The 25,579-nt window shown below is 44.3% G+C and carries 11 protein-coding genes; 8 read left to right on the forward strand and 3 right to left on the reverse strand.

Features of this window, described 5'->3' with window-relative positions:
• The first annotated feature begins 131 nt into the window (after positions 1-131).
• On the forward strand, positions 132-5,456 hold the full coding sequence (locus ASL11_RS09830; protein ID WP_056613006.1) for an Ig-like domain-containing protein: 5,325 nt from the start codon (positions 132-134) through the stop codon (positions 5,454-5,456).
• Positions 5,457-5,527: 71 nt separating this feature from the next.
• On the opposite strand, the gene ASL11_RS09835 is transcribed toward ASL11_RS09830, so the two are convergent.
• Complete coding sequence (locus ASL11_RS09835) at positions 5,528-6,397, reverse strand: helix-turn-helix transcriptional regulator (RefSeq protein WP_056613009.1); 870 nt, start codon at positions 6,395-6,397, stop codon at positions 5,528-5,530.
• 144 nt (positions 6,398-6,541) lie between these two features.
• Here ASL11_RS09835 and ASL11_RS09840 point away from each other — a divergent pair, with 144 nt between their 5' ends.
• Positions 6,542-8,524, forward strand: coding sequence for a glycoside hydrolase family 127 protein (locus tag ASL11_RS09840; RefSeq protein ID WP_056613011.1), 1,983 nt, complete (start codon positions 6,542-6,544; stop codon positions 8,522-8,524).
• A 336-nt stretch (positions 8,525-8,860) separates the two neighbouring features.
• On the opposite strand, the gene ASL11_RS09845 is transcribed toward ASL11_RS09840, so the two are convergent.
• A complete protein-coding gene (locus tag ASL11_RS09845) occupies positions 8,861-9,727 on the reverse strand; it encodes a phytanoyl-CoA dioxygenase family protein (RefSeq protein WP_056613013.1) in 867 nt (288 codons plus the stop codon).
• Positions 9,728-9,867: 140 nt separating this feature from the next.
• Here ASL11_RS09845 and ASL11_RS09850 point away from each other — a divergent pair, with 140 nt between their 5' ends.
• The 5 genes from ASL11_RS09850 to ASL11_RS09870 all read left to right on the forward strand — a co-directional run bounded on the left by ASL11_RS09850 (position 9,868) and on the right by ASL11_RS09870 (position 22,140).
• On the forward strand, positions 9,868-10,722 hold the full coding sequence (locus ASL11_RS09850; protein ID WP_056613016.1) for an AraC family transcriptional regulator: 855 nt from the start codon (positions 9,868-9,870) through the stop codon (positions 10,720-10,722).
• A gap of 211 nt (positions 10,723-10,933) precedes the next feature.
• Positions 10,934-14,458 carry an S-layer homology domain-containing protein gene (locus tag ASL11_RS09855; protein WP_056613017.1) on the forward strand — a complete coding sequence of 1,175 codons (3,525 nt, stop codon included), beginning with the start codon at positions 10,934-10,936 and terminating at the stop codon, positions 14,456-14,458.
• A gap of 143 nt (positions 14,459-14,601) precedes the next feature.
• Entirely contained in the window at positions 14,602-16,551 is a 1,950-nt protein-coding gene (locus ASL11_RS09860) for a hypothetical protein (RefSeq protein WP_056613019.1), read from the forward strand.
• Positions 16,552-16,727: 176 nt separating this feature from the next.
• The gene (locus ASL11_RS09865; RefSeq protein WP_056613021.1) at positions 16,728-17,438 is read left to right on the forward strand and encodes a YebC/PmpR family DNA-binding transcriptional regulator; all 711 of its coding nucleotides are present in this window, start codon (positions 16,728-16,730) and stop codon (positions 17,436-17,438) included.
• A 412-nt stretch (positions 17,439-17,850) separates the two neighbouring features.
• Positions 17,851-22,140, forward strand: coding sequence for a S8 family serine peptidase (locus tag ASL11_RS09870; RefSeq protein ID WP_056613024.1), 4,290 nt, complete (start codon positions 17,851-17,853; stop codon positions 22,138-22,140).
• A 12-nt stretch (positions 22,141-22,152) separates the two neighbouring features.
• Here ASL11_RS09870 and ASL11_RS09875 read toward each other — a convergent pair whose 3' ends face one another.
• Positions 22,153-23,385, reverse strand: a complete 1,233-nt coding sequence (locus tag ASL11_RS09875; RefSeq protein WP_056613026.1) for a helix-turn-helix domain-containing protein — start codon at positions 23,383-23,385, stop codon at positions 22,153-22,155.
• Between the two features lie 322 nt (positions 23,386-23,707).
• Between ASL11_RS09875 and ASL11_RS09880 the strand changes: the two genes are divergently transcribed.
• Entirely contained in the window at positions 23,708-25,420 is a 1,713-nt protein-coding gene (locus ASL11_RS09880; RefSeq protein ID WP_056613028.1) for an extracellular solute-binding protein, read from the forward strand.
• The last annotated feature ends 159 nt before the right edge of the window (positions 25,421-25,579 follow it).

The raw sequence follows: 25,579 nt of genomic DNA on the forward strand, positions 1-25,579 counted from the left end.
GAATCACACAACGGACAAGCTGCTGTGAGACAAGGTTAAGTTTAAAGAAAGGGGCTAGTCAGTTTTGTGAAAGCGCTTAATAATGTGCCATCAGAGACAGGCGACAACGTAATTAATATGGAGGTAGGTATATGTTAAAAAGAAGTTTATCTGTCGTGTTAGCAATTACGATTTTATTTAGTTTATTTACTTTAGGATCTGGTGTAACCCTTGCGGCTGGACCTGATCAGCCTGTGGTTACGACAACAACTAATTCGGCCAGTTTAACGTGGACAACTGTTCAGGGTGCTAATAGTTATAACGTGTACCGTTCGCCAAGCAGCAATGGTACATTCGCCAAGGTTAATTCCTCGGCTATTTCATTAACCAGTTATACGGATGCAGGTCTAGCTGCGAATACGCGCTATTACTACAAGGTTTCATCGGTAAGCGCTGGCGCAGAATCCGCACTTTCTGTGTTAACATCAGCACTGACTGAGCCTAATTTCGGACCTAATGTCTTTGTATTTGATCCGCTCGCGGACCCGACGCAAACAGCTGTCGACGTTGAAACGAAAAGTGCCGAATTATTCGCAAAGCAAGAAACCAATCAATTCGGTACGCAAAGGTATGCCATGCTTTTCAAGCCAGGCGCCTATAAGGCTAGTATTAAAGTTGGTTTCTATACGCAAGTGTCCGGTTTGGGCCAAGTTCCCGACGATGTCACCATCAATGGCGGCGTAACGGTAGATGCCAATTGGATGGAAAAAAACAACGCGACTCAAAACTTTTGGCGTTCCGTCGAAAACTTGGCTGTAGCACCTTCTAACGGAGATATGAAGTTTGCGGTCTCACAAGCAGCACCTATTCGACGGTTGCATGTGAAAGGTAATTTGTCGCTTCACGACCAAGGAGGATGGGCAAGCGGCGGATATTTGGCAGACTCGTTAGTTGATGGCACTGTAAACTCAGGATCTCAGCAGCAATGGTTCACGAGAAACAGTAAATGGGGCACATGGAATGGATCATTATGGAATACAACCATTGTTGGTTCCGAGAATGCACCTGCAGAAGATTGGCCTACGAAAGCTTTCACAGTTGTAGACAAAGTACCGGTTATTCGTGAAAAGCCATTTCTAACCTTCGATTCGGTGACTAAAAAGTACAAAGTGTTTGTTCCAAATGCGGTCACTAATAAAATTGGAACAAGTTGGTCAACGGGGACGACGGCGGGAACTTCAATTGCGATTGAAGATTTCTTGATTGCTGATCCGTCAACATCGGTTACTACCATTAATTCTGCGCTTGATCAAGGTAAGCACTTGTTGTTCACGCCAGGTGTTTATCATTTCACGGATACGGTTAAAGTAACGAAGCCTAATACGGTTGTACTTGGTCTTGGACTTGCAACCTTACATTCAGACAACGGAATTGTGGCCCTTTCCGTAGCGGATGTAGATGGTGTGAAAATTGCCGGTCTCCTATTTGAAGCAGGAAGTGTGAACTCACCTGTCCTTATGGAGGTTGGTCCTAAAGGCAGTTCAAACGATCATTCAGCAAATCCGACTTCTTTGCATGATCTATATTTCAGAGTCGGCGGCGATGCGCTTGCCAAAGCAGACGTCAGTATCGAAATCAACAGCAACAATGTCATTGGCGATCATTTCTGGGTATGGCGTGCCGATCATGGTACAGGTGCTGGATGGGATTCCAATACGACTATCAACGGAATGATTGTTAATGGAAATGACGTAACTATGTATGGCCTTTTTGTGGAACATTTTCATGAATACCAGACGGTATGGAATGGAGAAAGGGGACGGACTTACTTCTATCAAACTGAAATTCCCTATGATGTTCCGACTCAAGAAGGTTGGATGAGCAACAACGGTACCGTGAATGGTTTCGCTTCTTATAAGGTAGCCGATTCTGTAAATTCACATGAAGCTTATGGCTTAGGGATATACTCCAATTTTACGGGTGGTATCGTGTCTATGGAGAGTGGTATTGAAGTTCCAGATAAGCCAGGGGTTAAAATTCGCCATGCAACCACGGTTTCTTTAAATAAAAGAGGTGAGATTTCGCACATCGTTAATGCGATGGGAAGCGCAGTCAATACAGGATTGATGCGAGCGACGCTAGGCGATTACGCTTATCGAACAGTTGCAAGTGTAAAAGGGGTAAATGCTGCGACAATTGCAGGAAAAGCTCCTCAATTACCGGCAGTTGTTACTCAGGTGTTCACTGATGCAACTACGAAACAGGTACCTGTAACGTGGGACAGTATCGATTCATCGAAGTATGCGTCCGTAGGAAGCTTTACGGTGAATGGAACGATCGATGGCAGTGCAATCCAGGCGGTAGCGAATGTTGCGGTAACTGTGGCTCCGAACGAAGCTGTGACGAATATCGTCATTACTTCGGCTGATAACGCAAAGTCTATCGATACCAAAGACGGCACGCTGCAAATGTCTGCAGTGGTAGCACCGATGAATGCTGATAATACAAGTGTTACTTGGTCTGTTGTAAGTGCGAATGGAACGGCAACGACAATTGCTACGATTAACAGCGATGGTTTATTGACTGCAAAGAAGGACGGTTCTGTCAAAGTCATTGCGACGGCTAACGATGGTTCAGGTGTAACGGCAAGTCAGGTTATTTCGATTAGCGGGCAGATCATAAAGGTAAAAAGCATTACCGTGACTGGCCAGAATAGCGTAACGTCAGTAACTTATAAAGGTGCTACCCTTCAAATGCTTGCCAATGTACTACCCGAAAACGTAAGTGATAACTCGTATACGTGGTCCGTTGCAAACGGTACGGGCACAGCGACGATTGATACGGCAACAGGTGTATTAAAGGCGCTAAGCGACGGAACAGTTACTGTCACTGCAACTGCCAAAGATGGCTCCGGCATAACAGGTAAACAAATAATCAGCATAAGCGGACAATCATTAGTTCTAGGTAGTGGCTGGACGTGGGTGAGAGAAAATAGGGATAACTGGGCTATCAATCCTGCGAATCCGAATTTCATACGATTAACGACAATTGAAGGAAGCTGGGGAGGCACTAAGCCAAGTAACATACTTCTGAGAGACCCTGGAACAGCTGACTTCTCAATTTCCACAAAATTAAAATTTGATGCGGATAAAAGCTTTGAATGGGCAGGCTTAATTGTTTATCAAGATGACGGGAATTTAATATCATTAGGACGTCAAGCTAATGGAAGTCCTGCTGCTAAACAAATCCGCTTTTCACAAGTGAAAACCGGCACACAAACGGATAAAAATTATTCAGATCCTGTGGCTCCTGGGGATATTTATTTGAAAATTGATAAAACAGGAACGACCTACAAAGGGTACTACAGCTCTGATGGCGTTACTTGGACACAGGTGACAGACACCTTTACAATCACTTTGACAACTCCTAAGGTGGGGGTATTTGTCAGAAAGCTAAACACGAGTATTGCTGCTAAACCGGCAGAATTTACAAATTTTAAAGTGGGGAACTCAATCATACCTTACTGGATTCCTACCACGTCTGTTCAGATTTCAGCTGCAAGTGGATTAAGTGCAATTACATCAGATAACGGCACGTTGCAAATGTCTGCACAAGTGTTGCCTGTGAATGCGAGCTCGAATTCCGTCACTTGGTCTGTCTATAACGCAGACGGAAGTACGACAGATAAGGCAAGGATCAGCACAACCGGCTTATTAACCGCAGTTAAAAACGGACAAGTGAAAGTAGTAGCGAACGCTTATGATGGTTCAGGTGCAGCAGCTAGCACACTAATCGACATTTCAGGCCAAATACTTACTCCACCTACTGTAGAATACGTTATTTCTGGAGATGGCCAAGCTTGGATCGGTTGGACACCAATGGATGGCTCGGTTACCTACTCGGTCTATCAGAGATCAGGTGACACTGCCTTTGGAAATGCTGTGTCTACTGTGAATGGAAATGTGTACAGCTACAACCTAATAGGCTTGGAAAACGGCAAGACGTATTATTTTATTGTTAAAGCGAATTATCCAGCGAAAGTCAGTGAGGCTTCGAATGAAGTTAGTGCGACGCCACAGTTTGCTGTAACTGGCATATCGCTTAACAATTCGGTTGTTAATTTGACAGCAGGTAACACAACGACATTAATAGCAACTGTACTTCCTGCGAATGCTTTTAATCAAGAAGTGATTTGGAGTTCAAGTAATGCCAATATTGCAAGGGTAGATGCCACTGGAAATGTTACGGCAATCTCAGCCGGTACAGCAGACATTACAGTAACGACCGTGGATGGCAGTTTCACAGCGACAGCTTCGGTTACTGTATTTGCAGAGTCAACTTATAGTCCTGGCGTTCAGTCAACAATGGATCATGTCATCACTATCAAACAAGATCAACTAACCAACAGTCACAACGGCATAACCACTGTTACGATCCCGACTGACATTTCTGAGATCAAACTTCCTGGGAATGTCACAGACCTAATTGCTCAGAACAATTTAGAGATCAAGTCAGACGCATTGACCCTTTCGTTCCCGTCCAAAGTGCTTAACCAACTAACGGATAAGCTCACAACGGATCAAATAAAGGGCAGTACAATAACGCTCAAGCTTGACATCGTCGCGCAAGGGGAAGCGAAAAATCTCGTTAATAGCAATAGTGCTAATATGGAAAATAAACTAGTTGGCGATGTGTACGAATTCCATTTGTTCATTCAGACAGCAGATGGGAATAAAGATGAGTTTTCCACGTTCAATCAGCCGATTACGATTGAGTTGAAGGTTCCAGCAAGCGTGAACCCGACATTGGCAGGCATCTATTATATTGCCAATAATGGAACACTGACGTATGTAGGTGGCAAATTAGATAAAGATGTTATCACAGCTGAGATTAATCACTTTAGTAAATACGCTGTGTTTGAAGTATCCAAGACATACGCCGACGTGCCTTCTAGCCATTGGGCTTCCAATGTGATCAAGGAGCTTGCTGCGAAGCAGATCGTTGAGGGTACGAGTGCAACAACCTTTGAACCTGAACGCAGTGTCACACGTGCCGAGTTCACAACGCTTCTAGTGAGAGCTTTGAAACTTACGGAAAAAGGTGAACTGGCATTTGCCGATGTGAAAGCCAGCGACTGGTTCGCGGATAGTGTTTCCATCGCTGTGAAGGCTGGTATTGTACAAGGCAGAAGTGCAACGCAATTCGATGCGAACGCACAGATTAGCCGTGAAGAAATGATTACTTTACTTCTTCGAGCCTACGAATTCAAGAATGGGAAAGTCGCAAACACTGCTACTCAAGCATTCGCAGATGAAGACCAAGTCTCTTCATGGGCTGCTGGATTTGTGAGATCGGCAGCAACGCTGCATTTGATTCAAGGACGCGGAGCGAACCAATTCGATCCGAAAGGCATTGCAACGCGTGCCGAAGCTGCACAAGTTCTATTCAATCTTTTAGTAGCTAATAAGGTGCTTTAAGAAGACCTTAGCAAAGCCAATGGATATCTACATCCATTGGCTTTTTTGTCATTCATTCAAGTTATCCCTGTTTACAGTGAATACTGCTTCCGAAACCGCAGTGGCGAGATACCTGCTGCTGCTTTGAAGCAATTGGAGAAATAAGGTGCGTTGAGGAACCCAATATGCTCAGCGATTCGCGCAATGGACCACTCTGTTTTAATGAGTAGCAGCTTCGCCTGCTCGATTCGGTAGTCGTGCAGATAGGCCATTGGCGTGCAGTCATAGATTTCTTTCATACATCTGACGATATAATTCGGATGAAAATGAAATTCTTCAGCGAGTGAGCTATTCGTCACGTCGGATTGATAATGTTGGCGTAAGTACGCTTCAACCTTGTCGGCGAGTATCAGGGCAGGTGACGCATCGTTACGTGATTGTCCAACATCAAGGAGACGAAGCAGTTCCATGAAAAGCTGCTGCTCACTCCAATATGTCTCTGAACGATGATGGACCGAGTCGGTCAACAACTTGCGGAGATGTCGCTCGGCAAGCGCGAATTCGGGTGGAGCGCTATATTGCGGGATGCGGATACGATACGAATTTTCCCAAGACTTGCGTACTTGCTGTAGATGAAGAGTTCCTATATCCTGATCTGTCGTTTGCTGCCAGGCCCCTTGAAAGTCGAAATGAATCCAATAGAAAACAGTCTCTGTGTAACAGCCTTTGACGGGGTAATGGTAACGATCAGGCAGCAGTAATAAGGTTTGACCCTCCGCAACCTCCCACTCTTTATCATCTTCACCCATATATAGAGTTCCTTTGGTCACCCAGAGAAGATCAAAAACACCTAAATTACGTCGGCTCGGGTGCATTTCGCCTGGGCGGTAGGTGGACAAGCCAATCATCAGGTAATAGGGCAGTGGTGGTAGTTCCATCCAGATATGACCAAGTTCACTCATCGGTTTCGCTCCCTTATAGAGTGTTAAATTTTATATAAAATAAGTTGGAATTATTCATAGTTGCTCTTTATTTATAAGGATAAACTGTAAGAAGTCGATAATCAAATGTTATATAAAATTGGATAACAAGAGGAGATTCTACATATGGTGAATTCCACGAGTACACAGGCTGTCAACAACAAGGTGCGCATACATGATTCGTTTTGGGGTCCATTTATGGAGCTTGTGCGGGGGACGGTTATCCCTTATCAATGGGATGCTTTGAATGATGCGATTGCTGAAGCAGAGCCTAGTTATGCCATTCGTAATTTCCGTATTGCAGCAGGGCTTGAAGAAGGAGAGTTTGGCGGTTTCATTTTTCAGGATAGCGACCTTGCCAAGTGGCTTGAAGCGGTGGGGTATTCACTGGCGAACACGCCGGATCCTACGTTGGAACAAACGGCGGATGAGGTCATTGATTTGATTGCCAAAGCTCAGCATGAGAACGGTTATTTAAACACGTATTTTACGATCAAAGAGCCAGGTCAGGCATGGACGAATTTGTATGAAGCACATGAATTATATTGTGCGGGTCACATGATGGAGGCGGCTGTTGCTTATTACAATGCAACGGGAAAAAGAAAATTGTTAGATGTCATGTGCAAATTTGCTGACTATATTGAAACGATTTTCGGTCGTGAACCTGGTCAGATCAGAGGCTATGACGGCCATCAAGAAATCGAACTTGCACTCGTTAAGCTTGCTCAAGTAACAGGAGAAGAACGCTATGTGAAGCTGGCGCAATTTTTCATTGATGAGCGCGGTACGGAACCGAACTTTCTAGTTGAAGAGTGTAAGGTAAGAGAAGGATTTAGCTATTGGACGCAAAAGAAGCAACCGATTCCGACAGTAGCGCAAATGGCGTACAATCAAGCACATAAGCCGGTTCGCGAGCAGGAAGTGGCCGTCGGTCATTCGGTACGTGCTGTTTATATGTATACAGCTATGGCTGATCTTGCCAGATTGACGGGAGATCAAGAGTTGCTCACAGCTTGCCGCCGCTTATGGGATAACACAACCAAGAAGCAGATGTACATCACAGGTGGCATAGGCTCAACACATCACGGTGAAGCTTTCACTTTCGATTATGATATGCCCAACGACACGGTTTACGCTGAAACATGTGCCTCAATTGGCCTCATCTTCTTTGCTCAGCGTATGCTGCAGCTAGAAGCGAAGAGTGAATATGCGGATGTCATGGAGCGCGCGTTGTACAACAATGTTATTGGCAGCATGTCACAGGATGGCAAGCATTATTTCTATGTGAATCCGCTGGAAGTTTGGCCGAAAGCATCGGAGTTAAATCCAGGTCGACATCATGTCAAAGCAGAACGGCAGAAGTGGTTCGGCTGCTCATGCTGTCCTCCGAATGTGGCACGCTTGCTTAGTTCATTGAACAGTTATATCTACACGACTTCACCAGCGTTAAATACGGTCTACACGCATCTATTTATCGGCAGCGAGGCTCGCTTCGAGCTTGCCGTTGGCGAAGTTGCATGTACCCAGCAGTCAAAGCTTCCATGGGAAGGTTATGTCAGCATAGAGCTAACGTTGGCTCCGCAAGATCCGTTTACACTTGCGCTGCGCATCCCATCCTGGAGCCAGGGTGGAGCAGTTATGAAAATCAACGGTGTACGGACTGCTTATGAGACTGTGAATGGTTATGCATCCGTTGAGCGGCAATGGGTACAAGGGGATATCGTGGAGTGGGAGCTTGCAGTCGAGGCGCAGTTGACTATCGCTCACCCCGCGATTCGAGCTAATGCTGGTAAAGTTGCGATTGAACGCGGACCTCTCGTTTATTGTTTGGAAGAAGTGGACAATCGAACGCCTCTAGCCACCGTATCGATTGATGCCATGCAAAAGCTGCAAATGAATTACGATGCAGGTATGTTAGGCGGAGCCGTGGTGATTGAAGCAGAAGGCTGTGCCAATGAGTCTGCTTCTTGGTCGGAGGATACGCCGTACCGTCCATTCACACAGCAGGATGTTTCAGAGCGAGTGAAGCTCAAGGCGGTGCCGTATTATCTCTGGGGCAATCGAGGAGTAGGCGAGATGGCAGTTTGGATACGCAAAGGCGGCGTGTAAAACTTTGTGAATGATTGTAAGTCCTTCGGAGATGAATCCGAAGGACTTTTTACTGCGCTAGCGCGGGAACCACGCGGATCTGGTGCTGGAGGTTTTGACCGATACGGTAAATAGATGGAAAAAAGGTAGTTATTTTCTCGGAAATTCGAGGTTGAGAGGGATTACCTGTATTTCCTACAGCTAATTTCATGACTTTCGGCCAGATGAGCGTATTTCCAGGATTTTAGCTGTATATTTTCCAGTTAAAATCATTTTCTTGTGAAAAATGGAGGATTTAACTGGAGGTTTTCCAGCTATTCCAGACCATTACCAGCATAACCCAACCGCATCTGCCACTTATTCCTCATGCTCAGGTCTTTCAGCAAGCCAATCCTCCAGCGTAGCCACACGTGATGGAAATTTGTAGCTTCTGGCTAGGAAGCCGACCCCATGCTGAACCATAGGATCTTGATCTGTAGGTTGATAGCGCAGATCAACACTCCAGCGAACCGTATCGGACATGTTCGGAGTGGACATATGGAGGCAACGATCATTGAATAGAATTGCGCTTCCTGCGGGTACAGGCAGGGCGACGGTTTCCGTTTTGCCAAGTTGACTATCTTTGAGCGCCGTATACCCTGTTCCAGTGTGCGTTTCACGATGCCACTTGAGCACACGTTTGCGATGTGTCTGCGGCTTGATATGGAGGCATCCATTCACTTCATTGGCATCGACAAGTGGGATCCAGACGGTAATAACGGGATTCGCATTCGCATCCGGCCAATACGATTTATCTTGATGCCAAGGAACTGCGCCAGCTGCTACTTTCGGGACCTTCGGCCGCACGTTATATACCGGATTAGCGAATAGCTCTCCGCCAATTAACGATTCTACCGCGTCCAAAATTTTCGGATTGCTCATCAAGGTGAAGTATCCAGGGATGCGGTCGCGCCAGCTTCTGCCGTATTTCAGAAAGTTTTCGGCGGACAGATCCTGAAATAGCTCAGCTAACCGATTTGGAAATGGCCGATCTTCAAGCTTATCCGTAATAACTCCATCAGCGAACAGTTCGTCCGCAATCATCGACACCTTCTGAGTCATCGCTTCACGTGCAGAGGCCAAATCTTCTTCCGATAATAACTGGGGGATGATGAGATAGCCCTGTTCCTCATAAAACTGCGATTGCTCCTTAGTTAAACTTCCGCTTCCATTTTGCTTAATCAACCTACTCACCCTCCAACAAGTGTTGTAATATAGAAAATATAACATGTCATATGGTTATTGTATTTGCTTCTGTGTTCGTATATTGATCAATTCTTCCGGTCATTCATATCATTAAATTACTTTCGAATGCGAGGGTTACTATGACTTCCTTAACTGCCGTTAGTCCCTATGTAAGAGTGGGACATTATTATCAATTTCCAGTCGAACGCAACCAAGCTGAGGTGGGCAGAATCGGGTATTGCTATGCCTTTCATTTCGTTGCCGGAGGCAAAGGGGCGGTCAGCGCCAAGGGGAAAACATATCCGGTGAAGAAAGGTGATCTGATCTATTTTCCACCTGAAGTGGGTCACTCCTTTTACGCCCATCCAGATCAACCGTTAGCCACATATAACTTATATTGTGATTTATGGAATTATCAATTGAGAAGCAGTCAACATCTCGTTTGGGACGAGTCTGACTTTAATCGTGACTTGCTAACGCACATTGTTCCGTGTTCAGAGCTGGACATGCTACCTGTCGTTACGCCTATCCAGCATGATGCTTCGCTAGGGCAATTATTCATACATGCCGTGACCCAGTCGAGGAAAAGTGACCACTATTCCGAATTAATCGTAAGCAATCTCCTCAAAGCATTTCTTCTATCACTTGTACAAATTGCTTCAACGCCACACTTCATCGATTACCGAATGATTCCGATTATCGAGCGAATGGACAAGGAAGCGAACGCAAGTCGAGGTTATGATGAATGGATGAGCCAATGTGGGCTTCGGAAAACGCAATTCCATGAGCTATTCAAGCAAGCAACAGGAATATCGCCCAAAGCATACTGGACCAAAGCCATTATGAGGCAAGTGGAAGCAGCCCTGTGGGAAAGCAACCGTTCCATAACGGCCATTGCGGAGGATTTCGGGTATTCATCAGTCCATCATTTTACCAAACAATTCACACAATTTCATGGTGTTTCACCAACGGAGTTCCGGAGGAGGAAAAATTAGAGTTTATATGCGAGATGGTTCCTGTACCATAAGTTAGTTCAATATAGACGTAAATAACTAGTATGTTACGATTTCTCCGATAAACTATAATTTGTCTTAGAAATGGAAGGAGGGACCGCCAATTTGGTAAGCGCTTGCATTTGAAAAAGCGGGTTGATTGGAAGCAGTATGCATTGATTTTCGAATTCGACTAAGGAATGATGGAGGAAAAATGAAAACAAACGTTATGAAGAAAAAGTTATCCGCAGTCATGGTATCCGTCATGATGTTCTCACTGTTTGCTTCCGTCGATTTTGCTTACGCAGACGCCACTACACCAACTACTTCAACTACAACGGCAACGACCCCAGCGGCAACAACGATGGACTCGGCATCCAAGTTTAAAGCTCTCAAAGACAAAGGTATTTTCGATGGTTCCGACGAATCAGGGTCAGCTGAACTCGATAAAGAGGTGACACGGGCTCAGCTTGCCAAAATCTCCGTTTTGTTGAATGGTCTAAAGGAAGATGTTCCTTCAAGCGCCACATATACAGACCTAGGTGAAGCAAGCTGGGCAGCAGGTTATATCGGTGCAGCAACCAAAGCGGGCTATATGCAAGGTGTGGAGAAAGATCGTTTTGATCCAGCCGGCTTAGTCACAATTGAACAAGCAGCTTCTGTACTTGCACGTGTTTTCAAGCTGGAGGCAGATGAAACCGATACGGCCAAAGTGAAGGGCATCGTGTCCGATTGGGCGAAAGGGAATGTGGCTTCTGCGATCAAAGTGGGACTCTTAGCTGACATGGCTGATTTCACCAAAACAGTGAATCGCGAGCTGCTTGTCAATGCCGCTTACGCAGCTTATCAGCTGATTCAAGCCGGAGGTCCCGTTGTGTCCAAAGTTTCTGTGGCTGACTTTAAAGCTACGGGAGCTAAAACACTCGTGGTCAAATTGAATGGCTCACTTGCTGACACGAGTAAGTTGACGGTTTCCATTCTTCGTGGCTCCATTACAGGATCAGTCGTTACAGGTGCTCAGAAGTGGAATACCAACAAGAACGAAGTGACGATCACGTTGGATACGAAAATGACAGAAGGCCTTTATACAGTTAAGGTTGAGGCTGTCAAAGATGGCGGATTAACCGTGGATAAAGGAACGGCAGAAGTGTCTGTTGGCAACGAGAAAATCACGCAAATTGATTTCACGACACCGTCGGATAAGATTGCTCAGGGGAAAGTCAAACTGACTTTTAAAGCTGTGAATCAGTACAAGGAAGTGTCCGATCTGAGTGCAGCCGTATTTACCATCAATACAAGCCTAGATGGAGATGCGATACCTGCGGGTGATTCACAGTCAGTTATGCTCGATGTTACCCATGCCGTCTACAGCAACAAGCTGCGTCAAGACTCGCAAGTGATCGTCACCATCATGGCTCCGGATTACTCCGTGACCGCCAATAAGACATTTACGGTTGGTGAATTGCAATCGGTTAGTAAAGTTGAACTGAGCGAGGTTGTTTATGTGAGTGGGAAGACGAAATTCGAGGCTGGTGATCTGGTTTCGGTTCCTTACAAGGCTTATGACCAATATGGTTATCCCGTTACGGATTTGGATATTTTAACAAACAGCACGTTAACAAGCTCCACTGCAACAGGTGTAATCGATATGTCTGCAACAAGTCCTGCAAAAGGATTTGACTTTATTGCTGACGAAACCGGAGATGGCATTCCCGAGTTGAAGGTCAAAGCTGCTTCTAACTTTACTAACTTCAGCATCCAGGATGTCACGCTTACGTTGACGGGACTTGGATCAGGTCAATCCGTTTCCAAGGTGATGAAAGTGGCTGCTTCCAAAGCGCCTTATGAGATTAGCATAGGTAACTTCCCGAATACGGTAGCGGTGGGTGACGAGGATTTCTATTTGCCAATCGTTGTCAAAGACCAAGGCGGGACGATCCTTACGACAGATGAAGTTGTAGAAAATGCCGATAAGATAAGTGTATTTGGATTATCAAACGGCAGTATATCAGTTGGCGCCAAGGATTCACTTGGCAGACTAATTGGCGGAATCGAGAAGAGTGGTGCAAATAGAGGTACAATTCGCGTCTCCGATTTAAAAACCTTATCAGACGTTAATAAAGGTCCGTTAACGATTAAAGCTGCGCTCCTAACAAGTGAGAAAACGGCTGTGAATAGCACGAATATTGTTGCCAAGCGTTTTCCGAAAACCGTATACTTCTCCGTTGTACCGAAACCTAAGATGCTTCCTTCGCTCGAAATGGTGAATGGAAGAACGGAGAATGCGTTCCGTTTGAAATTCAAAGATCAGTATAATGAGGATTTTGATCGCGATTACCGAGGCTATTCGATGAAATTATCTTTTGCCAAAACGTCTGGTACGGTTACAGATGCAGTTTATGTACTCAGAGGAAGTACAACTGCCTTCTTGGACACAACTAAAACATCATTTATCGTAAGGGGTGTAGATGGCACGGTAGAAGGTTATGACTCAGGTAAAGTGTCAACTGATTTCGGTTATTATCGAGATCGCGATTTCTTCTTTATTGCCAAGGTTGGCGATAACAATGAAGGTACGTACCAGGTTACAGCTCAGTTGTATAAAGGGGATGAGGCTGCGGTTGCCGCAGGATCAGCATCCTTAATGTCAACAGCCATTGGTACGACGCAGCTTCTGAAAGGTCGAGAAGCCAATAATTTGGTTTATACACTGACACCATTTGCTAATGGCATTTATGCTGTCGATAAGGTTAAGGATACGCTGCAAGGCTCACTTACGAACGTCATTAATAACGTTTATTCAACAGAAGGTGTGTCTTTAGAGAATATGTTTTCGGGCAAAGTTGTACTCACGGCGAAGGATGCTAACGGCAATATTGTTCAGCTCCCGAACAACACGATTCAACAGTTGAAATCGGTCACGACTTCCAATACGAGAGCTTCTTCCATAGTGAATAAGCCAAGAGCTGATGGTGCTGTTGCAAACGCTCCTGACGGGTATGGGATTCGTGGTAAGGATGTTGGAACAACTAGCATATCCGTTCTATTCAAGCCATCTAACTACACGGGTAATAAAGTGGCTTTCCTCGATAACATCGCCATTAAAGATGATCCATTAGTCGTTAGCTCACTAACAGCAACTTATAATGGGAAAGCAAGAATTATGGGACTGTCGCAGTTGAAAGCAGGCGTTAACATTTTTACAGGTAATACCATCGATACGGTGGCCAAGAAATTGCTGCTGAAACAAACGTTTAGCAATATTACGCTAATGGATCAATATGGCAACAATGCCTTTAGAAACAGTTCGGTGATCCGTGTAGCACCCATTTTCGGTATTCAAATCTTTATTAGCAATGTCAAATGGACGAATGATAACATTGTACCAGATTCAGGATATCTTGCAGTTGAATCCAATATTACAGGTGTTAACAATGTGAATGGATTGTCTAACCAGCCTTATCCTTTAGCAGGAGATGAAACCGCTGGCTATACCTATCCATCCACAGACGCGGATATTGGTGCAACCGCAGGCGGTAAAGTCGATCTTACCGACTGGGTATTCTCCACAATTAATAGTAAGATCAGATTATATCGCGGAGATGCGAAGTATATCTACAAACCAGCAATATCAGCGATTGATGGAACACCTGTCGAGGTGGCTTCCTTCACAGCAACAATGATTACGGCCAACGGGAAAAGCATTTCGGTTGATGTGTACCCGGATCCATTGAAGTAATGTAACGACCGTTCCTTGGTATTCTACCAGGGAACGGTTTTTTAAATTTTTAGACCAATGATCATCACCTCTTGGCAGTCAAGTTGTCATAGAAGTTATCTGTGTGAAGTAAGGATAAATAAACCAGAAAGGGGCGAGAAACGATGCGTACAATGGATTCAAACGAGTCCTCCTCAGAGGCAAATATACGCTGGCATTTAGGTGAAGGAGCAGGAATCGTCTGGGACATTCATCTTGGACATCTAGCGCACCAGGATCATGTCGAAATGAGTGGGAAAGAGATTTCCCTCATCGTGATGTACGGTATAGATTCGGAAGGTGGCATTATTTTAAAGCGCAAAGTCGTATGGCCAGGCTTGCGCACGATTCCGAATGATACGCATGCTAGTTTAATGGAGGCATTTGGACAGGAGCTTATGCCGAGTATGCGTGTTGGGGGTCAACCTGTCCAAGAAAAACTGTTCAAAATTACATTCGACGGGATTCTGCATATGGCTTCTGTTTCCGATCAAGGCGTTCTGGTTCGTAGAACTGTATTTCCGGCGAGAGATAAACCGTATGCGTTTGAACGCGTTCAAGTTCAGAACATGACGGAGGACTCTGTGCAGCTCGAAATTGGGCGGATAGCACGTGTATACTATCGAAGAGGTACCAAAGGGGTCTATAAGGTGGAAGCGGGACATGATGCGCCATCAATCGTGGAGCTGAGAGCAGGTGAGACGCTGGAATTCAAGAGTTGGATCTGTGCTTCGACATTGCAGGGATCCTATGAAAGTCTCGACGTGTTATACGAGGAAAGGAAGCGGCGGGAATTCTTGAAGGAGATCAGTTCGTCATTGCAGCTTGAAACGCCAGAGCCTCATTTGAACCGGATGTTTGATTTGGCCAAAATCCGTGCGGCGGAGAGTATTTTTCGCACCAAGTGCGGTTTCATGCACTGTCCCGGTGGCGGATCCTACTACGCGGCCGTATGGACGAACGATCAGGCGGAATATGCGGGTCCATTTTTCCCTTTTTTAGGCGAGCAAGATGCAATGGAGGCATCCTTGAATGCCTATCGACTTTATATGCCGTTCATGGGACCTGACTTCCACCCCATACCATCCTCAATCATCGCCGAAGGCGTAGATATTTGGGAGGGGGCGGGAGATCGAGGGGATGCGGCGATGTACGCCTATGGTGCGGCGCGGTTTGCACTGGCGAGCGGCAACCAAAGATTGGCCGAGGAGCTATGGCCAGCTATCGAATGGTGTTTGGCATATTGCCGGCGGAAGCGAACCCAAGCTGGCGTTGTCGCATCAGATTCGGATGAACTGGAGAATCGCTTTCCTAGCGGTGACGCCAATCTGTTCACATCTTCACTTGCATACGGTGCTCTTCTTTCGTCCGCTCACCTTGCGCGAGCAGTCGGAAAAGCGGATCAAGCTCCACGCTTAGAGGAAGAGGCGGCTGAACTGCGAGAAGCGATTGAATCCCATTTTGGCGCAACTATTGAGGGATACGAGACCTATCGCTATTATGAAGGAAACGACATTCTGCGTTCGTGGATTTGTGTACCTCTGACAATGAATATCTTAGATCGCAAGGAACAGACGATTGCAGCCTTATTCTCTTCGCGATTGTGGGTAAACGGCGGACTTGTCACGCAGGCGGGGGAAACTACTTACTGGGATCGCTCCACATTGTATGCACTTCGGGGCATTCTCTATGCGGGCGAAATAGAGCTGGGGATCACACATCTGCTCGAATATTCGCGAAATAGATTGCTTGGCGAACATGTTCCCTATGCGGTTGAAGCATTTCCCGAAGGTAATGGGCGGCATCTCTCTGCGGAAAGCGCGCTTTACGCACGAGTCATTGTCGAGGGCTTATTCGGCATCGTGCCCACGGGTCTTCGTACCTTTTCCTGTTCGCCTCGAATGCCTGAACACTGGGACACGATGGCGCTTCGTTCAATCCGAGCGTTCGATTCTTGTTTCGATCTAGTCGTTACCCGTGGTGACGAAGGGGTATTAATAACATGTGTGACATCCGAAAAGCAGGAAACTTATCTATGGGATCAAGATGGCTCGATAACAATTCATCTGCGGTAAAAAAGGAAAGCCGAAGGGTCACTTCAATTAAAAATCGTTTGAAATCTTCCCTACACCGCTCGAAGTTTGGTATTATCTATAATGACAAAATCATCAGGACCTATGGAAATATTTTAATTTCGCATGAAAATAGGTTATGATAGGGAATGACATCATAATAGAAAGTGGGATCCATAGTGGGACGTAAATGGAATAATATAAAAGAGAAGAAAGCTTCGAATGATGCAAGTACGAGTCGCGTGTACGCGAAGTTCGGCCTCGAAATTTATGTAGCAGCACGTAAAGGTGAACCAGACCCGGAATCAAACCGTGCGTTGAAAGTTGTTCTTGAACGCGCCAAAACGTACAATGTACCGAAAGCGATCATTGATCGTGCCATCAATAAAGCCAAAGGCAGCTCCGATGAAATCTATGAAGAGCTTCGTTATGAAGGCTTTGGACCGAATGGTTCCATGGTTATTGTGGACACGCTAACGAATAATGTAAACCGTACCGCGTCAAGCGTTCGTGCCGCATTTAGTAAAAATGGTGGTAACATGGGGGTAACGGGTTCTGTTGCTTACATGTTTGATGCGACAGCGGCGATCGGTATTGAAGATAAAAGCATTGATGAGATCATGGAAATTCTGATGGAAGCGGACGTGAATGTTCGTGATCTTCTTGAAGAAGAAGACATGGTTATGGTGTATGCAGAGCCCGAGGAGTTCCACGCCGTTCAAGAGGCGCTCAAAAAGGCGGGCATCACGGATTTCGCAGTTGCTGAGTTGACGATGATTGCTCAAAACAACGTTACGTTATCCGATGACGCACAAGTGCAATTTGATAAAATGATTGACGCTTTGGAAGATTTAGAGGATGTTCAACAAGTGTATCACAACGTGGAATAGGTTATAGTTGGAAAAAGCAGTGCGAGATTTAGCCCTCGCACTGCTTTTTATTATGTCATTTATTCGGTCATCAGGATAGGTTGGCAGTTGCAGTGGTAATTGTTGGTAGAGAGCAATTTATCATATACGAGATTCAATAGTGAAAGAAAAGCATAAAGTTTCCGACTTCACTAATAGGATAAATATTCCAAGTAATAATGAATTAAACGCTTGTGCCTCTAGCATGTAGGGGCGCATTTTTTTTGTATTATATGGTAATTTCCCCATGCGTACATCACTTTTTTAATCCCAAATTGCTGAAAAACGGCCCAAATTCCCCCCATTTACGTCTTTTTGATGTGCATGTAGACTAACTCTATTAGCGTTATACCTATTTGATAATAGAGAGTAAATAACAGTGAGGAGAGAAATTATGCGTATAAGTAAATGTAGCCAAATGACCTTAAAAGCTTTAGCTGGTTTGTTAGTCGTATCATCATTTCTTCCCTATCAAGCATTTGCTAATAGTCCTTCTCCACAACCAGAGAGTCTATTAAAAAATCTATCGATTGAGCAAAAGAAAGCGCTAACCGAAATTCAAGTTGGACGACCTGTCATTTCGCCAGAAATCAATCTGAAGAGTGCTACATTGACAAATGTCATCATTGAATTTAAGCAGGCTCCTGCTAAGGTAGAAGTGATTAAGCAAGCGGCAGAGGGCATTCACATCTCACCTACAGCCGCGCAATCTCATGCAGAAGAAAATCATGACATATTTAAAAAGTTTGTGCAAAAAAAGCAAGGCAAGACGCCATCTATTCCTGAAATTAATCCATTAGTTATAGGTGAAAAGAACATACAAATTACAAGAGAGTATCACCATGCAATTAACGGCGTAGCCATGACCCTGCCAGGTTCTGATATTGAATCGTTATTGCAATCAGGCGTCGTAAATCGAATTTGGAAAGATAACGTCGTTAAGCTTGATCCGAAGGAAGCGGCCTTGTCATCTGCTCAAATTGAAGCACTGACCAAGCAACAAACCGATGAGAATCGTATTCCTTTAGATGGTATTGACGTTCTTCACGATAAAGGTATTAAAGGGACAGGGATCAAAGTTGGTGTCCTTGATACCGGGATCGACTATAATCATCCTGATTTAAAGGATGTGTATAAAGGGTATAAGGCTCAACGGAATGTTGATCCGAAGTCAATCGATCCAACAACAGTTAAAGGATGGGACTTCATCGATAACGATGCGGATCCTATGGAAACGACATACAAGGATTGGGAAGAGGCTGGAAAACCAGAAGGAGCTACTTATTTCACTTCTCATGGAACTCACGTATCGGGAACGATCGCTGGCCAAGGAAGCAATAACGTTGGTTCTCCCGCTTTAGGTGTAGCGCCGGAAGTTGATCTTTATGCTTATCGTGTATTAGGTCCCTATGGCAGTGGAGCTGAGAGTGGCATAATTGCAGCCATTGATAAATCTATTAAAGATGGGATGCAAGTCATTAATTTATCCTTGGGAGCCACATACAATGATCCACTAGCACCTGAATCTACAGCGATTAACAATGCAACGCTCTCTGGCGTAGTTTGTCTTGTGGCTGCTGGTAATTCAGGACCAAATGAGAGAACCGTAACTGTACCTGGCGTAACAGCGCTTGGGATTACAGTTGGAGCAAGCAATTTCTCCATGTCCATTCCAACGGTATCTGCGACTGTCTATTCGACCGTTGCTACACAACTTCCGGATATGAAACTGCTAGCCAAAAATTTTACGGATAACCTTGAAGATTTAACAGGACAGGCATTCCCTATCGAATTCGCGGGACTAGGTATGACTAATGACTTTGAAGGCAAGGACTTTACGGGGAAGGTTGCTCTAATTCAGCGTGGGGAAAATGCTTTAGATGAGAAAGTCGTTAATGCGAGAGCGGCTGGAGCGGAAGCGGTTCTCATGTTCAATAATGTCGAAGGCGAAATTCCGCATTATACAGGGCAAGGTCCTAAATTTATCCCTTCTTTCCGGTTAACCAAAGCGGAAGGGGAGTTCTTATTAGGATTAGATAGTTTGCCTACAATTACGTTTGGTCATGTTAGCAGTTTGGAAACAGAAGGTAATCAACTAGCAGATTTTAGTGGAAGAGGACCGGTCAATACGAATTACGACATTAAACCGGATGTAATTGGGCCGGGTGTGGCTGTTTACTCCAGCTACCCAGAGTATATCAATAGTCCAGAAGATGGGATTGATTATTCGTCTGCCTATGCTCGTATATCTGGCACATCGATGGCTACACCGCACATGGCAGGTATTGCCGCACTGATTTTGCAAAAAAATCCTACGTACACGCCTTTTGATGTAAAGGCTGCATTGATGAATACCGCAGATGCGCTGAATGGTACATATTCTGTTTATGAAGTGGGTGCGGGATTAGTTGATGTTGTCGAAGCGGTTTATGCGACTACTTCTATTAAAGTAATAGATAAGACGCTAAACGTAAACAATGAGGGCGAACTAGTCGAAATCGAAGATCCAACTGGCTCCATATTTTTTGGGAACCACGCGAAAGTTGTTAATAAAGCCGTAGAAGAGAGCAGACGTCTGAGCATTCAAAACAGAAGCGTTGAAAATAAACAATTTACGTTCTCCGTTGAGTATCTGCCGGCTAAGCCTGGTGTACCGAATGCTGCGGCAAATGGTGTTACAGTTACGGTTCCAAACACGGTGAATGTGGCAGCCAATCAGTTGTTCGATCTGACAGCGAGCATTCAGGTGCCGGCCCATGCAGCATTAGGCAGATATGAAGGATATATTAACATTGTGAGTGCAGATGCTACACAAACAGTAGAGAAATATCGAATTCCTTTCGCTGTTCGTGTAGTTGAGCCTGGAATTGAGTATATACAATTAAGTAATCAGGCCATTATGACGGATATTCCTGAAATCATGCATCCATTTCAAGAAGACCCAATTAAAATATTGTTCTTTAAATTAAATAGTGCTATTCAAACCATCGATGTGCTCATTTCAGATAAAAACGGAAAAGTGTTGGGAAGTGCTAATGGTGGTACGCTTAATGCGGTTGATGTGCCGTTAGACCAAGAGATATATATCTACCCCGTTGGCGGATGGGTGTATCCTTTAATAGGAGATCCTACTGATCCAACCATTAGTGCTGATGCTGTCAACTTACCTGAAGGTGCTTACACAATCAAGATGATTGCGACGGAAGCGAATGGTCACACATTTACAAAAGAACAAGCATTTGTTGTTGATAATACATTACCTGAACTCAAATTCCTTGATTATGCGCCAGGAGTTTATGAAGTTAGTGATGATATGTATACAGTTGAAGAGATAGATGGAAAAAGCCATCGTGCGCTCTGGGTGCATGCCAACGTACATGATACAGCGATTGAATCATTGGCCACATCAAAAATCACGCAATCCGCTAATCATTTGTACTATTATGAAAATCAAAATGTTTTCCCTGACGGAGAATTCCCAATTCAAGCGAACGGGAATGTGAAGTTCGGTGTGACGCCAGAGGATTTACAAGATCATCCGTTAACGATGAATGTATTCCCTATTGATATGGCTACAAATGCTCGTCTGATTCGAGATTTCCGTCACTACGGATTTATCAAAGCAGGCTCGGCATATGTTGTACCGCAGTATAACAAGAAAAAAGTGTATCTTGGTGATGAGATTACCATGACCTTAAACTTAAATAATGTTGAAAAGCTAATCTCAGGTCAATATACAGTAGATTACTATAAGCATTTTAAATTTGTAGATGTCAAGGTAAATCCTGCTTTTCAAAAAGTAGCTGCCCAAAAAGGCCTGAAGGTGAACGTGGATAAGCCAGTTGTAACGGACCACGATGTGTACGAAGCGAAACAAATGGTGAAAGTTGGAGCAACCATTTCAGGAAACAATTTCCATGGGATTGATGGAGACAGTGCCTTCCTAGATGTCACGTTTAAATTAGTAGATGATAAGTGGTTTGGGGTAATCAAAGATACGATGAATATCGAGCAAAATATCGAAGAGTTTTTCTACAAGAAATATGGTGAAACTGTACAAACAATAGCACCTGTGTTTAATCAAATCAATGGATTTGATATTATTCCAAAACACTCAACAATTTCATCTGTAACTTGGGTGGAGGCCTTTCTAGATGAGAATGGTTACTTGGATTGGACGAAGGATTTAAGTGAAATCGGCTCTAAAGTGTTTGCGAAATCGGCGGATGGCAAAACGTATGAGGGAACTGTTGATCCAAGCGGCGTATTTTACATTGATAATCTCCCTGTCACGAAACAAGCTTATGAAGTCATTGTAGAGGTCCCAGGGCATTTGAGAAGTAAATTATCGGTCCAATTGAGTAAAACAGAAGGTGGCGAGCTGATCGGGACAAATCAATTGCTTGGACAATTACAACCGATTAGCTACGCCGGAGATGTGAATGGTGATGGGATGATCGACATTGAAGATCTCAAGAAAGTCGCCAACGCTTTCGGAAAATCCTCCAAGAAAGAGGACATAAATCAAGATGGAACCGTGGACGAGAAAGAAGTTCGTTACATTGAAAAGAACTTCCTGAAGATGGATCCTGATGTGAAAGGTAAGAGTAAACCGAAAGAAAAAGACGGGAAAAAGGATTTGGCTTATTACTTGATTGAACTCGGTCTTAAGCCAATTAACTAGATTACAAGAAAATCAATTCACTTTATTCATCACTTTGGTTGCGATATCCAAAGCCTTATCGGGTTGATTCGTCTTCATGTAAAAGGCAAATAATTCTTTCTCCGAATTTTGGATTAGATATGTATTGCCCGATTCTCTAAACTTAGGTAGAGCTATATCACTTAAATAGACATGATACTCGTGTTCCCTATTCTGTATCAAGAGAAGGAGGAGCTGAAGCAGATGCATATAGAAGATTTCCTTCAGCTTCTTGGCTAGGGCTAGCCCATCTTTGGCGATTTGCATTAATTCTTCACTTGGCAGTAGATTCCCATGTAAACAACTTCGAATATATCCCTCCAAAGAAAGCAGGTATCCACCTGTTTTCTTTTCTTTTAAATTCATGGATTGCTGGTAGTACTTGCTGGCAAGCTTATAATTTTCTCTTCTCATGTACTCATAAGCCAAATTATGTAGAACTCTTGCTTTACGAACAGGTGCTTGGCAGATATCGCAACTTTGAATCAGCTTCTCAAACCGTCGAATGGTTTCTTTGAAGTCGCGGCTCTTCTCATCTTTGACTTGAATCAGCATCAGCATTTCGGCATCGATAATTCTTAAGAAGCTATTGATACCTTTGAAAAAAGCAAGTGATTTCTCAGCATAGAAGTAAGCCATGACGGGTGACTGAATGGCGTGATAGGCTGAGGCTAAATGATAATAGTACTCGGGATTATTGTAATCCTCATGAACAATCGCCGTTAACGTATCAATAGCTTTTAAGTATTCTTGTTTCGACATATAGTACATCCCCATGACATGTTTGTATAAATTACTTTCATACAGGGGAAGTTGCTGAACATCCTTATGGAAGATTTTAATTACCTTGTAGGCTTTATCGGCTTGGTTGTGCATCAAATAGTAGCGGGCCTTCAGCAAGTTGTAAAGTGGTTGGTAGTCTGAGAGTTGGATAAGCGGTTCCTGTTCCAGTTCTTTATACAACACAGCCATTTCCTCAAATAGCTGCTCAATAATAACGTCATGCCAATGATGAAGACGTGTTCTTATATTTTTAAGCCGAATGGCTTCTAATGAAATATCGATTTGCATTCGTTTGGACAGAAAGGTGATAATCTCAGGTGAATATTCAGTAGATCCACGTTCAATTTTACTAATATGTGTGTCAGAGCAAATACCTCGCCCCAGTTGCTCCTGCGTTAATTGGGATTTCTCTCGATAGAATTTAATAATTTTCCCTTCATACATACTAAATTCCCCCAAGTTTCGTCGAAAGTGATTACGATCTCATTGTACATTAAAATAGGTGTAGAGGCACATTCGATTAATTGGTATAAATTTCTATAATAAGGAGATTTCATAGTGCATTTTCTTTCTCGTTGTTAACTTTGATGGTTAAGACGATCCCTCCCATTGCCATCCCCCTGGGCCATCATTTATCCTAAAGAGATACAAAGAGCGTAATAAAAAGCAAGGTTCGCAAGAATGTCCCGTTTCGAGCCATGCTCGAGTGATTCTATAATGAAAACGTATCCAGTTGAATTAATAGGCGAACGAGGGGGAAATGGCCATGAAGCAAGGGAGAAAATACGGGGCGGTTTCAATAGGCTCCATGATGTTATTATCAGTTGTCGCAAGTGCATGTAGTAATTCGACGGCTCAACCAGAGGCGTCCAAATCCGCAACTGCTGCGGCATCGGCTAGTCCGGTGGCTGCTCAAACGGCAGCAGTGAAAGTAGACCCGTTGGCGAAATATGTTCCGCCAATTGAAGTGACGACGGTGCGATCGGTGGACGCAACTTTCAAATATGCAGCTGGCGATTCGATCGACAGCAATATCTGGACCAAAATTTTCGAGCAAGACTACGGGATTAAAGTGAAAAATGCGTGGTCGGTTGATTCAACGCAGTACCATCAGAAGCTGAATGTGTCTATCGCATCGGGCGATATTCCGGATTTCCTTGAGGTGAATAAAGAGGAAATGAAGCGTTTGGCGGATGCGGGTCAGTTAGAGGACTTAACGAAAGTATGGGCACAATACAGCTCGCCGTATTTGAAAGATATGTTGAACCAAGATGGTGGAATTGGGATTAAGGCAGCTACAATTGACGGCAAAATGCTTGGCATTCCTCACACGTTCAGTAACGGCGGTATCAGCACAGCTGAAATGATCTACGTACGAACGGATTGGTTGCAGAAGCTGAAATTGCCTGAACCCAAAACGATGGATGATGTGATTAAAATAGCAACTGCATTTGCCAAACAAGATCCAGACGGAAACGGGAAAGATGATACGATTGGGCTTGCGGTAAATAAAGATTTCTGGGATTATGGGCACGGTTCATTGCGTGGCTTCTTTAACGGCTATCATGGTTATACCGATATTTTCATTAAGAATCCATCAGGTAAATTGGTATATGGTTTTGTTCAAAAAGAACTAAAAGCGCCTTTGAAGAAGCTCCAAGAGCTCTATAAGGATGGCGTGCTTGATAAGGAATTTGGCGTTAAACCGCCAGCTAAAATCCAAGAAGATGTAGCAGCAGGACGTGTCGGGCTTGCCTACGGATTAGTGTCAGATGGCGGCTATATCCAGAAGGAGAATCACACGAAGGATCCGAAAGCGCAATGGAAAGTGTTCCCAATTGTTTCTGCAGATAGTCAGCCAGCTGTACCGCAGCTTTACGACACAGCCGGTACGTTTTATGTGGTGAAAAAAGGATCGAAGCATCCGGAAGCGGCTATTAAGTTAGCGAATATCTATATCAATCGTTTTTACGAGAAATCGTATGCACCGGATCCGAACCCATTCATTACCGATTCGAAAACGGGGATTATGGCAGCGAAATATGCGCCAGTTACGATGGATTCGCTAAATACGAATCTAGATGCCTATCACCAAGTGCAAGAATCCTTAAAGACCGGCGATGGCAGTAAACTTGGATTCCCAGCCAGTGTTCATTTTGATCGCATGACGAAGTTCAAAGCTGGTGATGACACGATGTGGTTTAGCAATATCGTAATGGGCGATGGCGGCAGTTATAGTGTTATTGATCAATATAACAAAGCGAAGATCGGACAATATAATTTGTTCCTAGCTCCAGCAACGCCGACGATGTCCGAGAAGCTGCCGACGTTGAAGAAGAAAGTCGCTGAAACGTTCACTAAGATCATCATGGGTGATTCATCCGTCGATGAGTTCGACAAGTTCGCTGAAGAGTTCCAAAAGCTTGGCGGCGATAAAATCGAGCAAGAAGTGAACGATTGGTACGCGAAGAACAAATAGGCCGATGACGACTACCCTGCATGTAGAGAAATCTACGGGCGGGGTAGTTTTTTTGTAGGATGGGACAATTTTATCATACTTGCTTTTTATTATCTTATGGTGCCGGTCATATATCCAATCCGCTCAATCTTTTGTATAGTGAGAAAAAGGACGTATGAT

The organism is Paenibacillus sp. Soil750 (assembly GCF_001428045.1).
Taxonomy (GTDB): Bacteria; Bacillota; Bacilli; order Paenibacillales; family NBRC-103111; genus Paenibacillus_E; species Paenibacillus_E allorhizoplanae.

Excerpts from the sequence above, each read along its gene's own strand:
- ASL11_RS09830 (WP_056613006.1), top strand. The coding sequence starts at position 132 with ATGTTAAAAAGAAGTTTATCTGTCGTGTTAGCAATTACGATTTTATTT.
- ASL11_RS09835 (WP_056613009.1), bottom strand. The coding sequence starts at position 6,397 with ATGAGTGAACTTGGTCATATCTGGATGGAACTACCACCACTGCCCTAT.
- ASL11_RS09840 (WP_056613011.1), top strand. The coding sequence starts at position 6,542 with ATGGTGAATTCCACGAGTACACAGGCTGTCAACAACAAGGTGCGCATA.
- ASL11_RS09850 (WP_056613016.1), top strand. The coding sequence starts at position 9,868 with ATGACTTCCTTAACTGCCGTTAGTCCCTATGTAAGAGTGGGACATTAT.
- ASL11_RS09855 (WP_056613017.1), top strand. The coding sequence starts at position 10,934 with ATGAAAACAAACGTTATGAAGAAAAAGTTATCCGCAGTCATGGTATCC.
- ASL11_RS09860 (WP_056613019.1), top strand. The coding sequence starts at position 14,602 with ATGCGTACAATGGATTCAAACGAGTCCTCCTCAGAGGCAAATATACGC.
- ASL11_RS09870 (WP_056613024.1), top strand. The coding sequence starts at position 17,851 with ATGCGTATAAGTAAATGTAGCCAAATGACCTTAAAAGCTTTAGCTGGT.
- ASL11_RS09875 (WP_056613026.1), bottom strand. The coding sequence starts at position 23,385 with ATGTATGAAGGGAAAATTATTAAATTCTATCGAGAGAAATCCCAATTA.
- ASL11_RS09880 (WP_056613028.1), top strand. The coding sequence starts at position 23,708 with ATGAAGCAAGGGAGAAAATACGGGGCGGTTTCAATAGGCTCCATGATG.